Annotated in this window: 22 protein-coding genes and 2 tRNA genes; 10 read left to right on the top strand and 14 right to left on the bottom strand. The window is 54.7% G+C overall.

Annotation, left to right across the window (positions count from 1 at the left end; all coding sequences use genetic code 11):
• On the top strand, positions 1-210 hold a 210-nt coding region (locus F7C38_07455; protein MCE4601375.1), incomplete at its 5' end, for a PIN domain-containing protein.
• Between the two features lie 149 nt (positions 211-359).
• Here the strand turns inward: F7C38_07455 and F7C38_07450 are convergent.
• The 3 genes from F7C38_07450 to F7C38_07440 form a co-directional block, all read right to left on the bottom strand.
• Positions 360-437, bottom strand: a tRNA-Arg gene (locus F7C38_07450).
• A 120-nt stretch (positions 438-557) separates the two neighbouring features.
• Positions 558-1376, bottom strand: a complete 819-nt coding sequence (locus tag F7C38_07445; GenBank protein MCE4601374.1) for a CBS domain-containing protein — start codon at positions 1374-1376, stop codon at positions 558-560.
• A gap of 54 nt (positions 1377-1430) precedes the next feature.
• Positions 1431-1859, bottom strand: coding sequence for a CBS domain-containing protein (locus F7C38_07440; protein MCE4601373.1), 429 nt, complete (start codon positions 1857-1859; stop codon positions 1431-1433).
• A gap of 102 nt (positions 1860-1961) precedes the next feature.
• Between F7C38_07440 and F7C38_07435 the strand changes: the two genes are divergently transcribed.
• A complete protein-coding gene (locus F7C38_07435; GenBank protein MCE4601372.1) occupies positions 1962-2699 on the top strand; it encodes a DUF1614 domain-containing protein in 738 nt (245 codons plus the stop codon).
• A 103-nt stretch (positions 2700-2802) separates the two neighbouring features.
• Here F7C38_07435 and F7C38_07430 read toward each other — a convergent pair whose 3' ends face one another.
• The 5 genes from F7C38_07430 to F7C38_07410 form a co-directional block, all read right to left on the bottom strand.
• Positions 2803-3897 (bottom strand): electron transfer flavoprotein subunit alpha/FixB family protein, encoded by a 1095-nt coding sequence (locus tag F7C38_07430; protein ID MCE4601371.1) that lies wholly within the window; start codon positions 3895-3897, stop codon positions 2803-2805.
• 5 nt (positions 3898-3902) lie between these two features.
• The gene (locus F7C38_07425; GenBank protein ID MCE4601370.1) at positions 3903-4739 is read right to left on the bottom strand and encodes an electron transfer flavoprotein subunit beta/FixA family protein; all 837 of its coding nucleotides are present in this window, start codon (positions 4737-4739) and stop codon (positions 3903-3905) included.
• Between the two features lie 15 nt (positions 4740-4754).
• Positions 4755-5051, bottom strand: coding sequence for a hypothetical protein (locus F7C38_07420; protein MCE4601369.1), 297 nt, complete (start codon positions 5049-5051; stop codon positions 4755-4757).
• Entirely contained in the window at positions 5048-6361 is a 1314-nt protein-coding gene (locus tag F7C38_07415; GenBank protein MCE4601368.1) for an FAD-dependent oxidoreductase, read from the bottom strand. The genes F7C38_07420 and F7C38_07415 overlap by 4 nt, the downstream gene beginning before the upstream one ends.
• A 103-nt stretch (positions 6362-6464) precedes the next feature.
• Entirely contained in the window at positions 6465-8435 is a 1971-nt protein-coding gene (locus tag F7C38_07410; protein ID MCE4601367.1) for an NFACT family protein, read from the bottom strand.
• A 71-nt stretch (positions 8436-8506) separates the two neighbouring features.
• Between F7C38_07410 and F7C38_07405 the strand changes: the two genes are divergently transcribed.
• Both F7C38_07405 and F7C38_07400 read left to right on the top strand, forming a co-directional pair.
• Entirely contained in the window at positions 8507-8803 is a 297-nt protein-coding gene (locus F7C38_07405) for a hypothetical protein (protein ID MCE4601366.1), read from the top strand.
• An 80-nt stretch (positions 8804-8883) separates the two neighbouring features.
• Entirely contained in the window at positions 8884-10095 is a 1212-nt protein-coding gene (locus tag F7C38_07400; protein ID MCE4601365.1) for a methionine adenosyltransferase, read from the top strand.
• On the opposite strand, the gene F7C38_07395 is transcribed toward F7C38_07400, so the two are convergent.
• Positions 10092-12089 carry a DUF460 domain-containing protein gene (locus tag F7C38_07395; protein ID MCE4601364.1) on the bottom strand — a complete coding sequence of 666 codons (1998 nt, stop codon included), beginning with the start codon at positions 12087-12089 and terminating at the stop codon, positions 10092-10094. The two genes, F7C38_07400 and F7C38_07395, sit on opposite strands and share 4 nt — an antisense overlap.
• On the bottom strand, positions 12086-12979 hold the full coding sequence (locus tag F7C38_07390; GenBank protein MCE4601363.1) for a phosphotransferase: 894 nt from the start codon (positions 12977-12979) through the stop codon (positions 12086-12088). Before F7C38_07390 ends, F7C38_07395 begins: the two co-directional genes overlap by 4 nt.
• A gap of 217 nt (positions 12980-13196) precedes the next feature.
• On the opposite strand from F7C38_07390, the gene F7C38_07385 reads away from it, so the two are divergent.
• Entirely contained in the window at positions 13197-13529 is a 333-nt protein-coding gene (locus F7C38_07385; protein ID MCE4601362.1) for an ArsR family transcriptional regulator, read from the top strand.
• Positions 13530-13545: 16 nt separating this feature from the next.
• On the opposite strand, the gene F7C38_07380 is transcribed toward F7C38_07385, so the two are convergent.
• The 4 genes from F7C38_07380 to F7C38_07365 all read right to left on the bottom strand — a co-directional run bounded on the left by F7C38_07380 (position 13546) and on the right by F7C38_07365 (position 18849).
• A complete protein-coding gene (locus tag F7C38_07380; protein MCE4601361.1) occupies positions 13546-15150 on the bottom strand; it encodes a CTP synthase in 1605 nt (534 codons plus the stop codon).
• A 152-nt stretch (positions 15151-15302) separates the two neighbouring features.
• Entirely contained in the window at positions 15303-17222 is a 1920-nt protein-coding gene (gene gatE / locus F7C38_07375; protein ID MCE4601360.1) for a Glu-tRNA(Gln) amidotransferase subunit GatE, read from the bottom strand.
• Between the two features lie 17 nt (positions 17223-17239).
• Entirely contained in the window at positions 17240-18568 is a 1329-nt protein-coding gene (gene gatD / locus F7C38_07370; GenBank protein MCE4601359.1) for a Glu-tRNA(Gln) amidotransferase subunit GatD, read from the bottom strand.
• Between the two features lie 116 nt (positions 18569-18684).
• On the bottom strand, positions 18685-18849 hold the full coding sequence (locus F7C38_07365; GenBank protein ID MCE4601358.1) for a 30S ribosomal protein S30e: 165 nt from the start codon (positions 18847-18849) through the stop codon (positions 18685-18687).
• Between the two features lie 109 nt (positions 18850-18958).
• Here F7C38_07365 and F7C38_07360 point away from each other — a divergent pair, with 109 nt between their 5' ends.
• The 5 genes from F7C38_07360 to F7C38_07340 all read left to right on the top strand — a co-directional run bounded on the left by F7C38_07360 (position 18959) and on the right by F7C38_07340 (position 22591).
• Positions 18959-20254, top strand: a complete 1296-nt coding sequence (locus tag F7C38_07360; protein MCE4601357.1) for a C/D box methylation guide ribonucleoprotein complex aNOP56 subunit — start codon at positions 18959-18961, stop codon at positions 20252-20254.
• A gap of 2 nt (positions 20255-20256) precedes the next feature.
• Positions 20257-20961: a fibrillarin-like rRNA/tRNA 2'-O-methyltransferase gene (locus F7C38_07355; protein ID MCE4601356.1), complete on the top strand. Its 705-nt coding sequence runs from the start codon at positions 20257-20259 to the stop codon at positions 20959-20961.
• A 5-nt stretch (positions 20962-20966) separates the two neighbouring features.
• Positions 20967-21383: a DUF61 family protein gene (locus F7C38_07350; protein MCE4601355.1), complete on the top strand. Its 417-nt coding sequence runs from the start codon at positions 20967-20969 to the stop codon at positions 21381-21383.
• Between the two features lie 108 nt (positions 21384-21491).
• The gene (locus F7C38_07345; GenBank protein MCE4601354.1) at positions 21492-22409 is read left to right on the top strand and encodes a polyprenyl synthetase family protein; all 918 of its coding nucleotides are present in this window, start codon (positions 21492-21494) and stop codon (positions 22407-22409) included.
• Positions 22410-22486: 77 nt separating this feature from the next.
• Positions 22487-22591: transfer RNA gene (locus F7C38_07340), tRNA-Cys, on the top strand.
• Positions 22592-22633 lie beyond the last annotated feature (42 nt).

Here is a 22633-nt window from a genome sequence, read left to right as displayed (position 1 = left end):
GGGAGATACACTGAGATGCTCCACGAATTCGACATAACGGTCTTGAGAGATCATGCAGAACCCAAGGAGCTACTAGAAGCCATGAGAATATACAGGCTAACCCCAAGCGACGCTATTATAGCCTTAACCTGCAAGCATAGAGGCATAGATATTATTCTCACTTTTTACGAGGACTTTAGGAGGATACCTTGGTTGAAGGTTATACCCTAAGGGTCCTCTCGGGTTTAGTGAGCCTAGATACAATAGACGTGTGATTATACCACATGATTATCAAGACTGAGTGGGCCTCAGCTATGATTCGAGGTTTCCGCGTTTAACACACCCCTCATTGAGGCTAGCAATGGCTTGGAGACCTTGTGTGGCGGGCCCGCCGGGATTTGAACCCGGGACCGCCGGCTCCGAAGGCCGGCGCTCTCTCCTAGCTGAGCTACGGGCCCTCTCCTCTGTGTTTTCCTGTGTCGAATTGTGGGTGTTTTATTTGGTTCTCTGGCTATTTGATGTGGGTTTGATAGGATGTTGTGTTGGAGGGGTCTGTAGCGATGTCTAGGATGGATTGTTTATCTTGTTAGTGTTTTAGCTAGCTCTAGTCCTGTGATGAGTCCTATGGGTTTGTCGTTGTCTACTACGACTACCGCCCTGTAGCGGTGTCTAAGCATTTTGTCTGCTACCTCTGCTATGCTTGAGTCTGGGTCTACTCTTGGTGGTCTTAGTTTTATGGCGTCTGCCACTATGACGTATTTTATCGGCGTTATCCTCTTGGGTTCTCCGCGTGATAGCTCGTAGTATTTTATGAAGACCAGGGCTATCTCGTCTACCCCGACTACTCCTACGAACCTCCCCTCTTCCATGACTGGTATGACGCTGAGATCGTGCTGGAATATTAGTTGCCTAGCGTGTAGTATCTTCGTCTGCAGGTTTACAACCGCGGGGGGAGTCCTCATCACGTCCCTAGCCCTTACGTCGGCCGCGTCCCTTGAATCCTTGACTTGCTCCGCTAGCTCCCAGCGAGATACAAGGCCTATGGGCTCGCCGTCTCTAACTACTGGGACACTGGTGAAGCCGTTAGTGGCCATCTCCTTAACTGCTTTCAGAAGGGTATCCTTCTCCCCCACGGTCACCACTGGCTCTGTCATGAAGCTGCTCGCGTGTAGGGCTGAGGGGGTTGTTTGCTTCGTCCTGACTGTTCCGAGCTTGAATATAACGTCCCTTAGGGTTAGGATTCCCCTTATCTTACCCTCCTCGGTTAGGGTTATCCTGTCGGTCTTGGCCTTGTCCATCTCCTCCAGCGCGGCCGCCAGCGAGTAATCCTTATCTAGCACAGGGGGTTCCCTGTCCATCACGTCTCCTATCGTCTTCAGTGTTATCTCCTCGAACACCTCAAGCTCACCCTGGTAGATGAATGCGCTGGGGATATTTGAAGCCGATGCCCCCTATTCCTGCCTCCTCGATAGGAGGGCTATCTCTATGTAGTGCGGCGCTAAGCGCACTATGTCCCTCATAGATATTACTCCGACAACCCTCTGGGTCTCCGGATCCAGCACCGGCAGGTGGCCTATCCCGTAGGTCCCCATTATGTCGGCCGCCTCCCTGACCGAGGACTCGGTGGTGACGTAGTAGGGGTTCCTAGTCATAACATCCTGAAGCATCACCTTCAACGGGTCCTTACCCGGGGCCACAACCTCCCTGACGAGATCGGTCTTCGTAACTATACCCAGTAGGCTTCCGTTCTCGTCGACAACTATCAGGCTCCCCACGCCGCTGTCAACCATCTTCCTGGCGGCGAGCTGGGCACTGTCTGTGGGCGACGCGGTTACGGGCGGCGTGCTCATTATGTCCTCGCACTTCAGTTCTTCAGGCATCTCGGCCAACACGGATTCACCGATATAATGGTTTCCCGGTATACACCTATATATCATGATTAGAGTGTATCCACCAGCGGAGTACGTGGGTTCGTGATGATATTGAAGAGGAGGATACTGGTCTACCCGCCTGGACACCCGTACCTGGTCGCAGTCTACATAACTGTAGCAGTCGTTATATCCCTCTTCGCCTCCAGCGCCCTCGCATCCATAATCGCCGAGCTAGGCGGCTTCGGGAGCCTCCCCCTATCCTACCTGGTCTCATACCTCATACTGCTCAGCCCTCCCCTGAGCTTCGTCAACATCGCCCTTGCAATGCTGAGGACCGGGTATGCCGAGCAGGTACTTGAAATGGATTACGTGGTAATCTTCGGCATACCCGTGCCCATACCCAGGGTGAGGCTTGTTGAGAGGAAGAGCATACTAGCCATAAACGTTGGAGGGGGACTTATACCGATAACGGCTAGCCTGATCCTGGCATACGTCCTGTGGCGCGGCGGAGGCGTATACGCCCTCTACGTGACGATAGCGGCAGTAGCTGTTACAGCCCTGGTAACTTATCTAACCTCAAGAGCGATACCCGGAGTCGGCATAGCGGTTCCAGCCCTCTTCCCTCCCCTAACCAGCTCCCTGGTCTCGATCGCGCTTGCAGGTAGCGGGCCTCTGGCGGCTATCGCAGCCTACATCGGAGGGAGCCTTGGAGCCCTTATAGGAGCTGATGTACTCAGGCTTGCCAGGGACCTGGATAAGCTTGTCGCGCCCGTGATTAGCATTGGCGGGGCTGGGGTCTTCGACGGCATATTCCTCTCGGGCGTTATAGCCGCTTTACTAGCGTACTAGAAAGGGGTCCCCAGGGATAGCCTAGGCAATAATAAAATTTTAAACATAATATATGTTATGAGGGTTTGGGGTACGGCTTTCCCAGGTAGTTCCCCTATCACGACTATGCCGCTGGCTCCTCTTTTAGGAGCTCCTCTAGGGCCTGGGGTCCCTCTTTCTTGAGACGCTCCAGCTCCTCTATTAATGCTTCGACTATGGGTCTATAGTCGCCTACCACGCCGTAGTCTGATTGCTTGAATATTGGCGCGTCGGGGTCGATGTTGATGGCCACGATCCTCCCGGCTTCCCTGACTCCCAGCATGTGCTGCGCCGCGCCGCTTATGCCGAGGGCTATGTAGAGTACTGGCTTAACCGACTTGCCGGTTTGGCCTACCTGCCTGTCGTGGGGGATCCATCCAGCGTCGACCGCCTTCCTCGACCCGGCCACTACGCCGCCTAGTATGCTTGCTAGCTTCTCTGCCAGCTTGATCCCGTCGGGGCCTCCTATTCCCCTGCCTATGGAGACTATTATCTCGGCCTTCTCTATCAGTACCTCCTCGCGCTTCACAGGCTTGTAGTAGGCTAGCTCCATTCCGGGCTTGATTATCTCGGCCTTCTCCTCAATGACTCTGCCTGTCCTATTCTCGTCCCTCGGGGGTACCGGGAATACGTTGGGCCTCGCCGTGCCCATTTGGGGTTTCCTGAAGGGCGTCTTGATGAATGCCAGCATTATGGCTGCGAAGGGTGGTCGTATCATGAGGACGTCTCCGGTCTTCTCGTCCACGTCGAAGTCTGTACAGTCGGCTGTTATACCGGTCCTCAGGGTGTTGGCTATGTATGGCGCCATCTCTCGTCCTTTCATCGTTGCAGAGACTAGTATCACCGAGGGCTTGTACTTCCTGGCTAGGTCGACGATTATGTGGCCGTAGACTCGGGGGTAGTAGGTCTTGAGCCTCTCATCGTCAACGACAATGACCTCGTCGGCTCCATGCTTTATCAGCTCGTCGGCCCACTTCTTAACGTCATACCCCACTAGGATCCCGACTATCTTCTCGCCGAGCTTAGACGCTATCTTCTTCGCGGGCGTTAGCATTTGTAGGCTGGCTTCATTCAACTCCTCCGAGTCTGCCTCGGCAACGACCCAGACGCCCTTGAACTCCTCTGGATCGTCACAGGGCCACTCCGGGCACAGCTTCTCACAGTCGGGCTTCTTCACCATCTACCTCACCCCCAGAGCGCCTTCTTCAAAAACGGGGCCACTGCCTCGTCTTGGAACAACTGTTTCAGTATCCAGCGCGCTGCGTCCTTCGGGTCCTTCGGCTGGTATACTATCTTCTTCCTGGGGACCTCTGGCATGAAGGTTATGTTGGCTACTACCGTGGGGGACCCTCTCAGGCCCACGCACTTCGGGTCTAGCCCTAGATCCTTGTTGGTCCACCAGACTATGGGTTTCTCTATCTTGGCCCTTAGCTTGTTGAGTAGCCTGACCGGCCTGGGCTCTAACGCCTTTATCGCCGTGGCCACTACGGCTGGAAGCTCTACGATGTACTCCTCTACAGCCCTCTCGGTTTGCCTCTTTACCTTGAGTCTTCCCTCGCCGACGAGCTCGGCGTCGCGGGCGTAGTAGACATAGGGCCAGTTCAGCCAGCTCGCGACCTGAGCGCCTATGTGGGCCGTGCTGGAGTCTATCGTCTCGTGGCCGAATATGGCCAGGTCGACGTGTCCTATCTCCTTGTCTATCTTCTCGATGCCCTTCGCCAGCACATAGCTGGTGGCCAGTGTGTCGGCGCCGGCGAAGGCCCTGTCGGTCAGGAGTATGGCTCTGTCAACGCCCATGCCGAGAACGTGCTCTAGGCCCTGTTCGGCCGGTGGGGGTGCCATGCTTATCGCTATAACCTCACCCCCGTACTTGTCCCGCAGCCGGAGGGCCAGCTCTACTGCCGGGAAGTCGTGTGGGTTTACTATAGATGGCACTCCCGCCCTAACGAGTGTACCGGTCTTGGGGTCGAACCTTACCGCCTGGGTGTTTGGGACCCACTTGATGCCTACCACTATCCTCATACACGTACACCCCCGCTACGTGAACCTATAGTGGACTCCACGTCCACTCTTCGGGTACTCCCACTTCATCCTCGGGTTGTCGGAGACGACCCTACACAGTCCACACTCCAGGCATCCCTCGTAGCTGTAGAGTAGCTTATTCCCCACTAGAGTGTAGCAGCCGCAGGGGCATAGCAGTGTTAGGGCCTTCGGTATACCGGTCTGGTCGTCGCTTGGAATTGCTATGTGAGGCTCCTCGTCTACGTCATACACGTTCCTCTGAAGCAAGTCCTCTATCTTGAGGGGTTTATCCAGGACCTTCTCCTCGCTCATAACTTGCTCACCACCGACAACAACTTGAATACGAGCCTTGAAAGCGAGAGGTTCTCCTCCTTAAGGGACTCCAGGAGCGCCTCCATTATAGTAGGCTCCTCGTAGTCCGCCTCGTATAGCTTGGCCAGCATGTTGTTGACCATGGCTGGGATCTGCGTGAAGAATAGAGGGTCTGACATGACCTTCTCTATCCCACGGTGTTTGTAGAGCTCCTTGTATACGAAGCTCCCCTTTATCTTCTTCTCGTAGAGGGCCATGTTCTCCTCCGTCGGCCCTCCATTATCGTGTGCATGGATTATCGTCTCCGCCGCCAGCTTTCCGCTATAGACCGCGTAGTCGACGCCCCTTATCGTGTACCCGGTGTTTAGTAGTAGGCCTGCAGCGTCTCCTACGACCAGTAGGCCTGGAAGGTATAGTTTCTTGGGCATGTAGCGGAGGCCTCCCTCGATGGTCATGTGGGCGCCATACTCCATGATGTCTGCGTCCCTCCAGAACCTCTTGAAGTACTTGTGGAGCCTGAGGCTCTCAACCATGCTCGGGAGGCTCTCCTTTAGCTTACCGGTCTCGGCGGCTTCCAGGGCCTTCCCTATGTGTATGACGAGTCCTATGCTCACCGTGTCTTTCATAGTGTAGATGAACCCGCCGCCGGGTATTCCCCTGGTTACGTCTCCTGCTAGGAGCCACGCGAGCCCCTCTCCCTTGTCGAGGCCGAATCGCTCTTCTATGTTTTTCTCTCCGACTTTCAATACCTCTTTGACGCCGAGCGCAACCGTCTCCGGGTTTATCTTCTCCACGAGACCCAGCTTCTCCAGGAGCTTCCTGTTCACGCCCTCAGCGTCTATCACGTAATCGGCGTATAGCTTATCGGGTCCACTCCTAATACCTATAACCCTGCCGTTGTCCTTAACTATCTCGTCAACAACAATCTCGTCCACCAGTATAGCCCCAGCCTCTACGGCCCTCTCAGCCATCCACTTAGCCATCTCCGTGAGGTATGTCGTGAACGCAACGCCCTTGGAGAGCTTGTAGTCTATAGTCGTTATCCTATCTCCATACACCAGGCTCATCTTCTCCTGGGTTACCCACCTGTGTATGGGCGCCTTCTTGTCGAGGTCCTGCCAGACCTCCCTCAGTGGGGCGGCATAGATCTTACCGCCGTAAACCTCCTTCGAACCAGCACCCCTGCCCCTCTCAACGATGACAACCTTGAACCCGGCCTTCGCCAGGAGATAGGCAGCGGCGCTCCCAGCGGGGCCTGCTCCAACCACTATAACGTCGAACTTCGTCGGCGTACCTGGCGGGGTACTCAAGAGCATTCCACCCAAAAAGTGGATTGGGTCAAGGTTGTATATTAGACAATATTGAGGGAGGCTACAGCATAGTCTAAACAAATACTTATTAAACCCCTATTAGCTAGGGGCCAGCTATACTGTTGAAGTTAAGGGCTACGCCACCGCCAATGCTCACGCCCGTGATGCGAGACTTGCCCGGTATCCTGGAGGCGAAGTCCTCATCTGGAACCGCCAGGATATACGATCCCCTCTCCCCTAGCAGCTTGTGGAGGCGTTTCTTCACCTCCCTAGCAGCCTCTATCCTCTTCAGCTCTCCCGGTATGAGGCTCGCGTAGCCTATTGCGTGCCTGGATACGACTTCTCTAGAGCCCTGGATGAGCCTCGGCGCTTGTTCCTCGTCGAGTGTTACCCCGAGCCATATCCTCACCGGGATCGGCGGGAGATAATTCTTCTTGCCGTAGACCATTACCCCGCCCTTCGCCAGGTATTCTCCTGTGGGGGGCGACAAGGATACCTGGCTCGCGTTAACGTAGAAGACCCTCACGGATCCTAGCCCGGCCTTCCAGGCCTTGCTATAAGCCACTGCTATAACGGCCGCGTCCATCAGGTCCTCTTCGCCGACGCTACCTCCTCTGGTTTTGATTATTACGGCTGGAGCCCCGTGTATGTCTGCATGCATGAAGATGTCATGTGGCTCCAGGTATCTTCTAACGAGTAGCTCGTTCTGGCCTGCATCCCTTCCACCTACTGCTAGGAACCCGTTCCTGGTTACCGTATAGTGGAAGTTTTCGAACCAGTACCTTCTTCTGACTTTATACCTCTCGTATAGGCTCTTGGCCTTTGCCTTGATGTCTAGCTCTTTGAGGCGTTTCTCAACGTCTACCCTAGAGGACTCCGCCCTCTTAGCCTTACCCTCCAGTACACCGGCTCTCTTGAAGTACTCTAGTATGAGGTCGTCCACACTCTTCACACTAACGGGGATCTCAAGCCTCTTATCCTCCACTATTACAATGTACCTATCATTACTCTTCTTCACGGCGACGCCGAGTTCCTCTAGGCACGCCTGGTCGTGTGTTGCCAGGCAGTCTAGTACTCTAGATATGACGTGGTAGTTTCTTGATACGAAGTCCGCCATAGCCCTCAGCATCTCGGCCTGTCTCCTGTATTCTGCGGCTTGCTGTCGGGCCTTCTCAAGACTGGCTATCAGCTTCTCCCTCTCGGATTCGATGCTATCCGGGGTCCCCTTAGTTTTCACCCCGGTACTACTGGATTCGAAGTATTCCTCTAGCGCCTCATCAAGTTCCCTAAACTCTATTATACTGTATGTTGTATCAGTGTAGCGGGTTGGCTTGAAGGGATCAGCCTCGATATAACCGGATCCCTCCTTCTCTACTATATATCCCCTTCCAGCGAGAGACTCTTCCAGGATTCCCTTGATTTCTCCGGCTATGGCTTCAGCGTCTTTGGCCTCAACCTCTTGGAGATCGTAGTCTAGGCCGGCGCGGTAGACTGCCTCCTCTGCGACCTCGCCTGGCACGCCGAGAAGCGAGACGAGGCTGGGGACGAGCTTTCCCCTCTCACTTACAGCTCTCATGATGTCGTCCGCCGTGATATCCTCTAGTGGTTTCCCACGGGATGGTGGGGGCTTGTAGGCTACTTTCGGCTTTACTTCCCTATCTCTGACTCGGAGATACTTGGTCGCAGCTAGTAGAGTGCCTGTCGGTGATACGAGGGCTGCGATTCCACGTGGAACTAACTCGACTACAAGCCTGTACCCGGTGCTAGCCTCGAAGTAGGGTATCCTGTCGAACCCGATCAGGCCTATGCCCTCTAGCCTCTTATCGCGCATGTACTTCCTGGCTAGGACCACGAGTGGATCCTGTTTGAAGTGTTGGGGTGGCTGGCGTCGTCTGGTCACGTGTATCCTCTTCCCGGGCTCAGCTAGTATTATGTTGCCTCCCCTGATCTTTACTAGGAGGATATTGTTGTCCTTGTCATAGTAGATGTTTGAGATATACTTGCCTATAGCCCAGGCAGACGTCCTCGCGATCCATGCTCTCAAATCGACTATATTCATCGACTTCCTAGCCATACCCCGTTAACCCCTCGATACCCCTCCTTCAAATAGCGCAGGAGACTGTATTAGTGGAATCGGTGGACCGCATGGGCTCAAAGTTGATCGTGACGCGCACCTACAATGCCATCGCTGCCCTAGCGGGCGGGATATTGGGGGTTCTTCTAGGGGTTCTAAGCTACATAGGAGTCTTGAACGGTATTGACCCCTTTGTCCAAGGCCTAGTAGGACTGGTCTCCTCGGCGCTCATTGGGGGATTATCGGTGCGGCTCACGGGTTTGGCCCGGGGGGAGGCTGGTAGGGGTGTAGTGGTTGAGGCTGCCATAGCGTCGTCTCTGGCCACTATAGTCGTCTGGCCCATCGTCTATTCCATGCTGGGTGGCTGAGGACGTGCATGTGTGGAATATGTTTTTAAATTGTATCTCATGCATGTGTGAAACCTAACGAAGGAGCCGGGGGGTCAAGGGTGGTAAGAAATATCGTGGTTGAGGAGTATCTCCTTCCCTCTGTCGAGGACATCGAGGTAGAACTTGTTGAGAGGAAGGGGCTTGGACACCCGGATTATATCAGCGATGCAGCTGCTGAAGTGGCTAGTAGGGCCCTAAGCAAACTTTACCTTGAGCGTTACGGGGAGATACTCCACCATAACCTGGATAAGGTGTTGCTGGTCGGGGGGCAGGCTAATCCCCGTTACGGGGGAGGCGAGGTACTGCACCCGATCTACATTATAGTGTCTGGTAGAGCCACGACCGAGGTTAAAACGCGCGATGGCGTAGAACACATCCCTATAGGCTCGGTTATTCTCTCGTCTGTCAAGGAATGGATTAAGAACAACTTCCGGTTCCTCGACCCGGAGAGGCATGTGGTCGTGGATTATAAGATAGGTAAGGGAAGCGCGGATCTAGTCGGGATCTTCAGGGAGAAGGAGAGGACTCCAAGAGCAAACGATACCAGCTTCGGGTCCGGCTACGCCCCCCTGTCAACGCTGGAGAGGCTCGTGCTCGAAACGGAGAGGCTATTGAATAGCAGTGAGGTTAAGAAGAGGATCCCCGCCATAGGGGAGGACGTCAAGGTTATGGGTTTGAGGAGGGGTAAGAACATCGACTTGACGATAGCCATGGCTACGATAAGCCAGTTGATCTTAGACCGGGACGAGTACATTAACGTGAAGGAGGAGGCGCGCGAGCTCGTACTGGATCTCGCATCCAAGATCGCCAGTGACTATAATGTGAACATCTATATAAACACCGGCGACATACCCGAGAAGGACATCGTCTACCTGACCGTTACAGGGACCAGCTCGGAGCACGGGGACGATGGGATGACAGGCCGCGGGAACAGGGCTAACGGCTTGATAACTCCTCTGAGGCCTATGAGCCTGGAGGCCACGGCTGGTAAAAACCCTGTGAATCATGTGGGTAAGATATACAACGTCGTCGCGAATGACCTGGCTAAGAGGATATACGAGGAGGTATCCGGGCTAAACGAGGTCTACGTGAAGATACTAAGCCAGATAGGGAGGCCGATAGACGATCCTCTCGTCGCCGATGTCAAGGTTAAAGCTAAACAGCTAACCGCTAACATGAAGAGCGACATAGAGGGCATCGTAAACGAGGTTCTAGACAATATAACAACCTATACAGACCTAATACTAGAGGGTAAGATCACGCTATTCTAACCCCCACTATGCCTGCGGCGGCGAGACAACCTATACTCGGTTATAATCCTTTCCAGGTCGACCTCGGCCCTCCTATACTCCTCCAAAGCCCTCCTCCTGTCATCCAGCAATCCTACAACGATGCTAGACACGTAGTAGACGCCTCCGACCACGCGAACGCCCTCGTCTAGGCTTGACACGGGGAGAGCCGGGATGCCGTGCCGCTCCAGCAAGCTAGCCACATCACCCCCGGGAGTCAACACGCCCCTTACCTGTGATTCGAGGAGAACCTGCAGAGCACTCGGATCAACCACGGGGGATTGTAGCAGAATGACCTCGCCGGGTAGAAGGGGGCCGAGCTCCTCCTCACTCTTCCGTATGCTCCTAGGCGTTAGAGACGGGAGCGGCCTTAAGACTACGACCTCGCCCCGGCTGACGCGTATAACTAGGCTCCTCAGCTCGTCTATACTGGCCATGTAAGATTTGAGTTTTTGCTCAAGCTTACCAGTAGCTTGTTCAAGCGACTGGAGCCGCTCTCTAAGCCTCCTAACTTCACTGTCCTTCATCACCTCCGCCTTAGCCCTTCTAAACGCGCTTTCCACCTCGATCTCCAGGTGCCTGAGCCTCCTCTCGTACTCTCTGAGCCTCCTCTCTAGGACCCTCTTCTCGGCCTCAAGCGCCTCGATACGCCGTGATAGGTCCTCGGTCTGGCCGGGAGGCCTGGAGGCCTCTTCCCGCCTGGCTGGAGGCTTCTCTGGAGGACCCGTTCTGGCGGGGGTTAGCATGTCTTCTATAGCCTTTTCAATGGCCTCGGCGACGGTTACACCCCTGATCACGTTCTCCTTGACCTTCTCGACGTCGATGCCGACCCCCATTCTCCTGACTTGTTTCTCCACGTGGTCTAGCTTGTTCTTGAGGAAGAGATACGCCTTGTAGGCTGCTGCTAGGGCGTCGCGCTGGTGCGAGTCCTGTGGCGGCTCGCCCAGTACCCTTGAGGCTATCTCCCTCTTCTCAGAAGTCTCTAGGTCGATAGAGGGCGAGTAGATGGCTGCGCCGAACTTAGCCGCGAGCCATCTAACGCTCTCGGGCACCGTTGACACGTCTATCGCGAATAATACTGGTTTACCGAGCCTCGATATCTCCTCGATTATAGTGCCCCGGTCTAGGTCCTTCGAGCTGGCCAGGTAAATGGGCTTACCCCTGAGATCTAGAACTGCGAGGCCCGTGGTGACGCCTGGATCGACGCCAACTATGATTGGCCTGTCGCTAGCGATTGAGTCCTCCAGGAGGTTTAACCGGGTCTTGTATACCGTCTTGATAGTTATAGTGTAGTCCATTCCCCTGTGGGGACGTACTAGGCCGTAGAGTCTTGTCCTCGGAGCGTAGACCGTGAATACAGCTGATTCAAGGCCTCCAACGCTTTTCCTATAGCTCATATCGTACTCTATACCAGCCGTGTCTAGGGCCTCCTTGACCCTCATAGCCGCTATATGGACGCTTGCCCTGACCCTCCTCTGTAGGCGCTGTTGGCTGAAGCCCCCGCCCTTCGGCGACCTGGCCTTCGAGACCGTTATAATGGTCTTCTCTTCGAGGATCCTGATTGGCGTGCCGACACCCTCCCTGGCTAGGAATGCCAGGAGGTAGGCTGTCTTCACGCTGCCAAGCTTCTCACGGCCCAGGTTTAGGCCCTGTTCCCTCGCTATGCTCTTGAGCTTCTGGTATCCTGTATTCCTGTCTAGGGTTACTTGTAGTATCTCGGTTTCCGGCGGGAAGAGGCCTAGTATCCGTTCTAGCTCGCTTGTGTTCCTTGCAAGCTCGAAGGGGTTGTCGAGCCCTATCCTCTTGGGGTGGTAGTCCCAGGCTAGCCTAATGGCCCTCGATAGTGTTACTGAAGAGTGTACTACTATGGGTTTCCCTTCATCGTCGATCAGGACTACAGAGTATCGGGGCTTCTCTGACGAGAGCGGGCTTCCCTCTCTTATGTCTATGCCCATGTAGAGATCGCGGGTCTTCACGGACTATCACCGGTGATGCCCGCCATAACCTCCATATAATCTATATCTATACCAAATTTTCTCTTGAAGAATGACGCGATATACCTTACATCCCTCTCTAATAACTCTCCAGCATGTGGCTCGTCCCTGTAAACGTACTGAGGCCAGTCGATTACGTATCCACGCCCGGTCTCAGCCACCAACACGTTATACTCTGATAGATCCCCGTGGACCACGCCGATTCTCCTATACGCGATTTTAATAGTCTCTATAACATCCTCTAACACCTGCCTGGCGGCGTCCTCGTCTAGCTCCCTCACACGGTAAAGCTCTACTCCAGGAATGTATTCTTGAACCACCGCGTTCCTATTCCATGCTATGGGTCTCGGCACCAGCGCCCCTTCACGCTCCAACACGACCAGTATCTTGAACTCCCTCTCGCCGAGTAGCTTGGCTATGTCATGCCACCGCTTCCTATCGACCCCGGCTAGATAGCTCCTCAACCTTCTAATCCTCTGGAAGCTAGACCTTCCCTCCCTGTGGAACTTCACGACAACCCTCTCGCCGCCGGGGGCGAGACCTAGGTACACTTCCCCCTCCTTGCCGACCCCTATCCTGTCGCCTAACGCTTCGACTATACCCCTGCGGTGTAACCCGTCGAAGGCTAGCACGTTTAGTCCGTAGAATGTCAGTGAATAGCCTATAACGCTGCCTAGGCCACGCTTTACTAGCTTATTCTTATTCAGCCTATCCAGTGCTTGAAGTACTCTTTGGGGAGGTAGCTGGAGGCGTTTTTCCAGGACTTCGACTGGCACGTACTCGAACTTCTTCGAGAGCCTTTCTATAACCCCGAGTACGGCTATGTCGGCTGGTTCGAGTTTCTCCCAGAGTCTTTGGGGGTTTCTGGCCATGTTAGTGTTCCCTTGCTCTGCCTGAGGGGCCGCTCATAGTACATAGTATGATGTTGGGCCTAGAAGTTTTTTAGCTTCCCCGAGCCAACGTCATTAAAATAATGTTTTATATATTGTTTTATCTGTATATAGTTGTTATAAGATGGAAACAAGTTGTTTCTAGAAGAGAACCTATTTATCTACACTGTTACCTTTTAGGATAAGCGGTGGGCCTATTATGGACCAAGAAATTCCGTTTCGAAAAGAGGGAATCTATGCCAGGGACAACATATTGTATGTAATAGGTCCTAGACACATTGCAAAAGTATCAAAGATCCTCGCAAGCGAGACCAGAACCAAGATACTAGAGGTGCTAGCAGGGGGACCCACCGACCTAGACTCACTAGCAAAACAGATAGGCCAGAGCAAGGCCAACATAAGTAGCCAAATAAGGCAACTGGAATCCATAGGGATAATCAGGGCCTCATACGTCCCGGGGAACAGGGGCATAAAGAAGATCCTTGAATTAAACGTTGACAGGATACTAATGATGGTGAAACCAGGAGCCTAGAAAGCACAGTTAAAAGCTAGACGCCAGCCACCGCTTTAAGGAATCCCAGGAAGACTGGACCCGGTGAGAGCGGTCTACTCTTGTACTCCGTGTGGGGCTGTGTACCGAAGAAGAAGGGATGCAGCCTCCTGTCCAACTCAACGAACTCAGCTAGTCCCTCGGGGCTCCAACCGCTTACCCTCATTCCATGTGCCTCAAGCTTGTCGACATAGCTGTTGTTGACCTCATACCTATGCCTGTGCCTCTCATAAACTATCTCCCTACCGTATATCTCGTGGGCTAGTGTGTTCCTGACTATATGAATGGGTGACGCCCCAAGCCTCATGGTACCTCCCAGGGCCTCGACCTTTTCCTGTCCGGGCAGTAAATGTACTACTGGGTGAGGCGTCTTGGGGTCTATCTCCTGTGAATGCGCCTTCTCTAGGCCGAGCACATTCCTGGCGAACTCAACGACCGCCAGCTGCATTCCGAAGCATATGCCTAGCGTGGGTTTCCGCTTCTCTCGTAGCTCTCGTATGGCAGCTATCTTACCCTCGACCCCCCGCGTGCCGAAGCCCGGCAGTATGATCGCGCCGTCGACCTCGTCTACGAAGTCTAGCGTAACGCGTCTCCTCTCTATATCAGTTGACTCTACCCACAGAAGCTCTGGTTTCACGCCGAGATGGGCCCCTGCATGCTTCAGGGCCTCGACGATGCTAATGTAGCTGTCTCGCAGTTTCGTGTATTTCCCAACCATCGCTATCCTAACCCTGCGGGAGGCGGCTACCAGCTTCTCGACGAACTCTCTCCACTCCGATAGATCAGCGCCAGGATCTCTGACGCCATACCTCTTGAGAATTAGCGATATGAGGCCCTGCTCCTCTAGCACTAGTGGCACCCTGTATATAGTGTCTAGATCGTGGTCGCTCAACACGTGATCCTCGGGTAGGGTTGCGTATAGAGCTATCTTGCGCCGCGCATCGGGTTCCAGGGGCCTCTGGGTCCTAACTATTATGACGTCAGGCTGTATACCTATCCTCCTAAGCTCCTGCACGCTGTGTTGCACCGGCTTAGTCTTCTGCTCCCCGGTCGTGGATAGTATCGGAGCCAGAGCCACGTGTATGAAGAAGGTGTTAGAGGGACCCTCCTCAAGCCTCATCTGCCTTATAGCCTCTAGGAAGGGCAGACTCTCTATATCACCCACAGTCCCCCCGATCTCGACTATCATGAAGTCGACGTCCCTCTCGCTGGCCAGCTCCCTTATCCTCTCCTTTATCTCATTGGTTACATGGGGGATTATCTGGACCGTCTGGCCTAGATAGTCGCCCCGCCTTTCCTTCTGTATAACGGACAAGTAGACCTGGCCCGTCGTGATGTTATGCTTCTTGGACAAGTTGACGTTCATGAACCGCTCGTAGTGACCTAGGTCTAGATCCGTCTCCCCACCGTCTTCGGTCACGAAAACCTCGCCGTGGGCAAAGGGGTTCATCGTGCCGGCGTCAACATTTACATAGGGGTCTATCTTTATCGCCTCCACGTTAAAGCCCCTTGCCTTGAGGAGGAGCCCGATGCTACTCGTTACAATACCCTTGCCGACGCTGGAGAGCACCCCTCCGGTCACGAAGACGTACCTTCGAGCCACAGGTATCTCCTGGGGGTTAACCAAGTTGGATCAAAGAGGATTATATTTAGTAGCCTGGCCTCAGCCAAATGCCTTCACTTCACCCTGTCCGAGTCGGGAGTAGACATCACAGGCCGTATATGATGTGTAGCGCCTGGAGGTTAAGAAAACGGTTATCGACCCCCAGAGAGGGCCTCCTGTATCTTCCTCTTCACTATATCGGCCACCACTTTACCGTCAATCCTGCCCCTAAGCCTCGACATTGCCCTACCCATGATCACGCCCATCGCCCTGAAGCCGCGCTCCCTGATGATGTCGATGTTGTCCCTTACTATCTCGTCTATTATCTTCTCGGCCTCCTCCCTTGAGAGGCTAGACAATCCCAGCTCTTCAGCTAGCCTCTCGACGTCGTAGACCTTCCTCTCATACACCGCCTTGACTAGTTCCTCCAGCGCCTCCTTAGCGATCCTACCATCAGCCACTAGCCCGATCAACTCTTCGTAGACCTGCTCGGGGACGCTGTCGATGTCGACGCCCTCGCCCTTCAATCCACGTAGCGTGTTTACGAAGAATGAAGCTATCAGAGTCGGCTTGACTCTTTCGCCATACGCGGCTATCAGCTTCTCTATGAGATCCAGCCTGACATCATCCAATACCTCCTCGGCTAGCTCCCGCGGCAGGCCGTATTCCTCGATGAGCCTCTTCCTCTTTGCCTCCAAGGGCTCTGGCTTTAGCTTCTCAGCTTCAGCGTGGTGGCGGCTGGTTACGGTTTTTGGAGGTAGATCCGTTTCGGGGTACATTCTAGCGGATCCCGGCCTGGGTCTCAGGAACCTCGTGGTTCCATCGTCGTTGGCTCCACGGGTCTCCTCGGGTACGCCATCTAAGCTCATCCTGGCCCTCATGAGTATCGTGTCGACAGCCTTCAAGGCCTTCTCGTATTCAGCAGCTACTATCACGAACGCGTCCTCCCCCTTGATGGCGCCAGTCGCCTCGTATACCATGTCGACCTCGCCCTCCGAGATCCCGTACTTCGGTAGCTCGTCACTGTGGAATATGCCGCCCACGCCGGACCAGAACCTTACGTAGTCTGCGAACTCGGTTCCAACTCTCCTACCCGGCATCACCTCCATACCAAGTAGCCCGTGGAAGTGCCGTAGCCTTACCGCTAGGACCCTGCCGCCCTGGGAGAGGATCCTCTTGACCAGTTTGCTCTTGGTTTTCTTGAAGACCTCTGTTACGTCCACTGGGTCGACATTGTAATCGTCCTTGGTGGCTCCCCTTTCTAGGAGCTTCTCCTTCAACTCTAGGAGCTTCATCTGCCTCAGGACCTCGTAGTGTATCACTTTTGGTATCAGGTCGAGCCTCTGTACACCCTTTATCTCGGTCTTCGCTCCGCCCCTTATACTGACGTTGAGGTCTTGTCTTATGGTTCCAAGACCCCTCTTGACCTTGCCAGTCAGACGGAGGGTCCTACCGATTGCTAGGGCCACCCTGGCGGCCTCCTCTGGAGAATAGATTACCGGCGCCGTCGCGATCTCTATGAGGGGTATGCCGAGCCTGTCGAGCCTATACCTGATCCTAAGCCCTTCCTCTCCGAGCTTCCTAGCCGCGTCTTCTTCTAGACATATAGTCTCTATGGGTATCTCCTTCCCATCGACCTTGAGGGACCCTCCCAGGGCTACGATGGCCGTCCTCTGGAACCCTGTGGTGTTGCTGCCGTCGATCACTATCTTCCTCATTACATGAATTTCGTCTACTATATGCGAGTTGAAGGCCTTGGCTATCGCCATCGTTGTAACTAGGGCTTCATCGTTTATCTCGTGGGGCGGCTCCTCGTCCGCCTCAACCAGGCAACTATGGCGGTGGGGGGCCTCGTAGAGGTATGACCGGCCTTTCCTCCACTCGAATAACGCCGCTATATCGACGTCGCCAGCCTCCCCCCGGGTAGGCCTCAGCCTCCTCTCGAACTCGTCGTGTTCCTCCTCGCTTAGCTCCGCCGGGCACTGGCAGAATAGCTTGGACCTGGTCGCGAGCTGCTGGTGTATCTCAAGCCCGACCTTGAGCCCTATCTTCCCGTAATCAATCCCCTCCACTCTAACCACCCCCATTGCTAGAGGGTCAGCTCGTGCTCCCACCTCGGATAGAACCTGAGAGCCTGCCTCTCCCCGATCTCGTGGGCTAGAGGCGTCTGCATGAGACTCCTAACCTCGTCTATATCCCTTGTACGGGCTAGTATCCATGAGAGTTTGACATAGGCCGTCTCGGCTATCATATCGTCGACCGGGATGACTCCAGCCTCAAGCATCTTCCTACCAGTAGCGTATACCTTTAGGTTGACCGGGCCGAAGACTGTCTGTGTAGCCACTGCAACCGGTATCCCGTCCTTGACGGCCTTCCTTATAACCTCTATAGTCTCATCGTCGACGTGGCCGAAGCCCGTCCCCTCGATGACTATCCCATGGTACCCGCTGGATAGAATCAGCTCTAGCATCTCCGCCACACGACCCGGGAAGAACTTCACCAGGGCGACCCTGTCATCGAATCCGTTCTCCAGGATCGTCTCCTCCCTCCCCCTAGCCCTGTACCTGGAATCGAGTATCCTAATCTCTCCACTCCACGGGTATATCTTGGCGAGCGGTCCCGTGTTTATCGACTGGAAGGCGTCCCTCCTGCTCGAATGCATCTTGCGGACCCGGGTCCCCCTATGGGCAAGCGCGTAGGAGTCCCCCGTCTCCCCATGCATAACAACCACTACCTCGGCGAAGGGTGCCTGCGAGGCGGTGAGTACCGCCGAGACGAAGTTAAAGGCGGCATCGCTACTCGGCCTGTCGCTACTCCTCTGGGAGCCGACCAGTACTATGGGGGCCGAGAGTCCCTTGTGGAAGGCGAAGGCTAGGGCAGCGGCCGTGTAACCCATGGTATCGGTTCCATGCGGTATTACGACGCCATCATACCCCTTCTTCAGCTTCTCGTATACCTTCTCTGCTATCGTCTCCCAGTGACGCGGCTTCAAGTTCTCGCTGAATATATGGAACAGCTCCTCCACGTCTAGGGAGGCGTAGCTGAAGGCCTCGGGGACAGCCTGGGCCAGCTCCTCGGGGTCGAGTTGCGGCCTAACCGCTCCAGTCTCGTAGTCGATCCTGCTGGCTATTGTCCCGCCCGTGCCTAGAACCATTACACGCTTCTCCCGGTTGATCTTCAACTCCTCGGCCAGTGGAGCTGGCTCGCCGGGCTTGTAGAGCTTCCTATGTACCCCGAGTTTCTCCAGCTTACGTATTCTGTCTATCCTTACACCGATATTGTATCCGTTGTCTAACTTAACTACCAGGTGATCTGGTGATGCCAACTCGTAGCGAGGCATGACAACCCCTTCGATAACGAGGCCGTCGTCTCTAGTGATCCGGACCCTCTCTCCTGGCTCTACCTGGAAACTCCCCAATACCAGCCGCCTCACACCGGATACATAACTTGGAGGAGGGGGAGGGTAATTTTAGACATGCCATTCCCTTAGAAGAGTCGGGGTCGAGGGGAGCTTTGACGGCTCTGCCGCTACTCTTACCTCCTCCTAGAGGGAGCTGCCTGGGCTGGCTGCTCTAACTTCTTTAGATACTTGAACCTGTTCCTTAGCCTGGGCGGTGGGTTCTTCCTCTCCTTTGCGGGTATCTTGGGCGTCTGCTTCCTCACCTTACCTGCCTTCGTCATCGACCCGTGTGTCGGCATGCTTATTGCACCGTCTGTGGGGCTGTGGCCCGGGAGGTATTAAAGGTATCGCGTTGGATGGATTTAATTGATAGCCTTTATAATAGCTGGAGCCGGCCGGAGAACTGGGATGACGAGAACATACGGGGTGTATTCGGACTTGAAAGTATACTTGGCTGATTTGATCATAGGCGCATTCGCATTCGACGAGAAAGGCAATAGGATCGACTACGAGCTAGCCCCGAGGGATATGGATAACGCGGTCGACCAGGCTATGAAGATCGAGTCCGGCGAAGTCTACGGGTCACTTGCCAGGCTCCTGGAGAGGCTTAAGGACAAGAAGCCCACTATAGTAGTAGAGGACGACTACTTGGCCCGTAGTATATCGAAGATGGACTTCGAGGCCAAGGTGGAGCCCGGCAATAACATAGCCTTGAAGGCCAGGGAGAACCTATTCAAGCTAGCCCTAGAAACGGGGTTCTCCTCGTCCGAGGAGGAGTTCGCCCAGTGGCTCTTCGAGGCAGAGCTAGAGTATACCAGGAGGAAGCTCAGGTCGGCGGCTCAGAAACGAGACCTGCTGGCAGCCCAGGCTATCAGGGCTATAGACGACATTGATAAGACCGTGAACCTATATGTTGCGAGGCTAAGGGAATGGTATAGCATCCACTTCCCAGAGCTCAACGACCTCGTAAAGGAACACGAGGATTATGTAAAGATAGTCGCTGCTCTAGGGCACCGGTCCAATATGACGAAAAAATCGCTGATGGATCTAGGCTTCAGCGAGGAGAAGGCCGAGAAGATAGCGGAAGCCGCCAAAGCAAGTATAGGGGCGGACCTCTCAGAGTTCGACGTTGAAGCGGTCCAGACCCTAGCACGGATAGTCTCAGAACTGTACACCCTGAGGAGGCAGCTAACCGAGTACATAGAACAGGTAATGAAGGAAGTAGCTCCAAACATCACAGCCCTCGTAGGACCACTGCTAGGCGCTAGACTCATAAGCCTAGCAGGAGGCCTAGAGAAGCTAGCCAGGCTACCGGCAAGCACAATACAAGTACTGGGAGCAGAGAAAGCCCTCTTCAGGGCCCTAAGAACCGGGGGAAGACCCCCCAAGCATGGAATCATATTCCAGTACCCCGACATACACAGGAGTCCAAGATGGCAGAGAGGCAAGATAGCTAGGGCCCTAGCTGCGAAGCTCGCTATAGCGGCTAAGGTGGACGCCTTCAGCGGCAGGTTCATCGGGGACAAGCTACGGGAGGAGCTTAGGAAGAGGATAGAGGAGATCAAGAAGGTCTACGCCAAGCCGCCTAAGAGGAAGCCCGAACCCTCAAAGCCCGCTGTAGGGGCGGGTAAGCCGCCCAAGAAGGGAAGGGGTAGGAGGCCGCCCAAGAAGGGGAGACGTGGTAGAGGCAGGGCTAGGAGGTGAGTGTGATGGAGGTAGTTAGAGTAGAGGAGCATCCCAGGTGGAAGGGAGTCTATGTAGTGGAGCTTGAGGACGGCAGTCTACGGATAGCGACTAAGAACCTAGTGCCGGGACAGAGGGTGTATGGAGAGAGGCTATTCCACTATGGCGGGGTCGAGTATAGGGAGTGGAACGCGTATAGGAGCAAGCTGGCTGGGGCGCTACTGAAGGGTCTAGAAGAGCTGCCTGTAGAGGAGAACGACAGGATACTATATCTGGGCATAGCAAGTGGAACCACTGCGAGCCACATAAGCGATATAGTCGGTCCCGGCGGGAGGATCTATGGAGTCGAGTTCGCCCCCAGGGTTATGAGGGACCTCATACTAGTCGTGAGGGAGAGGAGGAACATATACCCGATACTAGGCGATGCAAGGTTCCCAGAGAGGTATAGGCACCTAGTGGAGGGCGTTAACGGGCTATACGCCGACGTGGCGCAACCCGACCAGGCTTCGATAGTGGCTAGGAACGCTCTATTCTTCCTGCAAGACGGCGGGTACCTACTCCTCGCGATCAAGGCCAGGAGCATCGATGTAACCACCGAGCCGAGCGAGGTGTACAGGCAACAGATCGAGACCCTGATGAAGGCTGGCTTCGAGATAAAGGACGTTGTGCACCTAGACCCGTTCGACCGTGACCACGCGATGATATACGCGAGGTATAGGAGAGGCTAGCTGGAGTGGCCGGCGAGCTACGGAAGTACGTTGAGAGGAAGTACAGGGAGGAGCTCAGGAGGCTGTCGAGCTATTGGCCTGCAGAGTATCTGACGCTGAGAGAGCTGAGAGATGGAAAGAGGCTTGTGAAGCTCCAGACTGGTGAGACACACGCCCTAGCCGAGGATGAGGTTGAGAGGCTCCTAGAAGCTGTACCATTCTATTTCCACGACCTAGTTAGGATACCGATAACCCTGAGATACGAGAAGGTAGGCGGCGTGGCCAGGTATAGGGTTCTAGGTGATAGATGGCAGAGGAGGCTAGTCGAGATACTCCTCACAGGAAACTACTCCTACAGGGGCCTGGAGGAATTGAGCGTTGAGGAGTTCATACGTCTCCTGAGGATGTACAAGAGCCTCGTGTTCGTCTCGGTCACATTATAAATCCGAGAACACGCCTGTGGCGGGGTGCAGGAATCTACCTCAAATTTAAGCGCCTCCAATGGTATAGTGGGTTGGGGTAGGGTCTACCAACCGCGGAGGCTAGCGCCCTTGGCTAACTATCTGAAAGGGGCTGAAAGGGTAGAGGAGATAGAGGCGATCCTCTACAGGGAGTGGGCCGAGAAGAAAGCCCTGATAGAAGAGGAGATTAACAGGGTAGTAAATACCCAGATGAACGAGGCGGAACTTATCGACGTCGCCAAGTACATCTCGACGGGCGGCAAGAGGTTTAGGGGTTTTCTGACCCTCCTAACAGCCGAGGCTTTGGGAGGGAAGCTCGACGACGCTCTAGACGCGGCCGTAGCCATTGAACTCGTCCAGGCGGCTAGCCTGGCTCTGGACGATATAATCGACAAGGACCAGCTTAGGAGGGGCCGTGCAGCGGCTTGGATAGTTCACGGTCTCCCGAAGACTATTCTCTCCAGCCTGCTCTTTATTCCCGTATCCCAGAGGATTGTTGAGAAGCTCGGTTTCAGGGCGATCTTCCATGTCATACGTGCCTGGGAGGCAACCGTGAGGGGGGAGATTCTGGACTCGCTGCTCCCAGAACTGGTCCCGGCCTCCCGGTACATAGAGTTGTGCAGGCTCAAGACTGGGAGCTTGTTCAAGCTATCGACTATCCTCGGGGCGATAAGCGCCAGGGTCTCCTCGGCGGTCGAGAAGGCCATGGGAGAATACGGTGAACTCCTAGGGATACTCTACCAGGTGGCCGACGATGTCGCAGACTACTACAACTACAAGCTAGGACTGAGGAACCTGGAGCCAGGCATAAGACATTTTGAGAAGTGGGCGCTCACAAGGGGAGACGACCCCGTGGAGGTAGGCCTAAGCTACCTCCAAGACCGGCTGGCCGAGGCGGAAAGGGTACTTGACACCGTAGAGTTCAAAAACGACAAGTCGGTGCTCCTATACTTCATACCCAGGTTTATGGTCGAGAAAATGCTTGCAGAAGCCGGGCTCAAGTTATAGTCTAACTTAGGGTCCAGTAACCCGCTACGGGGGAAATACCTTAAACCCTCTAATCCACATCCAAAACAAGACTGGAGGCCGGGGTGGCCGAGCGGTCTAAGGCGGCGGGCTGCAGTGGAGCCGGCCGCAGCCCATCGTAGATACCCGTTCGTTCCCGGGTTCGAATCCCGGCCCCGGCTCCAACGAGGGAAAAGCCTTATACCCTCCCCGGGACAATTGATGGA

It is taken from the genome of Candidatus Thermodiscus eudorianus (assembly GCA_015521085.1).
Classification (GTDB): domain Archaea; phylum Thermoproteota; class Thermoprotei_A; order Sulfolobales; family Acidilobaceae; genus Thermodiscus; species Thermodiscus eudorianus.
This window is presented reverse-complemented; position numbering and strand designations above follow the sequence as displayed.

Excerpts from the sequence above, each read along its gene's own strand:
- F7C38_07440 (MCE4601373.1), bottom strand. The coding sequence starts at position 1,859 with ATGCCTGAAGAACTGAAGTGCGAGGACATAATGAGCACGCCGCCCGTA.
- F7C38_07430 (MCE4601371.1), bottom strand. The coding sequence starts at position 3,897 with ATGGTGAAGAAGCCCGACTGTGAGAAGCTGTGCCCGGAGTGGCCCTGT.
- F7C38_07425 (MCE4601370.1), bottom strand. The coding sequence starts at position 4,739 with ATGAGGATAGTGGTAGGCATCAAGTGGGTCCCAAACACCCAGGCGGTA.
- F7C38_07420 (MCE4601369.1), bottom strand. The coding sequence starts at position 5,051 with ATGAGCGAGGAGAAGGTCCTGGATAAACCCCTCAAGATAGAGGACTTG.
- F7C38_07410 (MCE4601367.1), bottom strand. The coding sequence starts at position 8,435 with ATGGCTAGGAAGTCGATGAATATAGTCGATTTGAGAGCATGGATCGCG.
- F7C38_07405 (MCE4601366.1), top strand. The coding sequence starts at position 8,507 with ATGGGCTCAAAGTTGATCGTGACGCGCACCTACAATGCCATCGCTGCC.
- F7C38_07390 (MCE4601363.1), bottom strand. The coding sequence starts at position 12,979 with ATGGCCAGAAACCCCCAAAGACTCTGGGAGAAACTCGAACCAGCCGAC.
- F7C38_07385 (MCE4601362.1), top strand. The coding sequence starts at position 13,197 with ATGGACCAAGAAATTCCGTTTCGAAAAGAGGGAATCTATGCCAGGGAC.
- F7C38_07365 (MCE4601358.1), bottom strand. The coding sequence starts at position 18,849 with ATGCCGACACACGGGTCGATGACGAAGGCAGGTAAGGTGAGGAAGCAG.
- F7C38_07360 (MCE4601357.1), top strand. The coding sequence starts at position 18,959 with ATGACGAGAACATACGGGGTGTATTCGGACTTGAAAGTATACTTGGCT.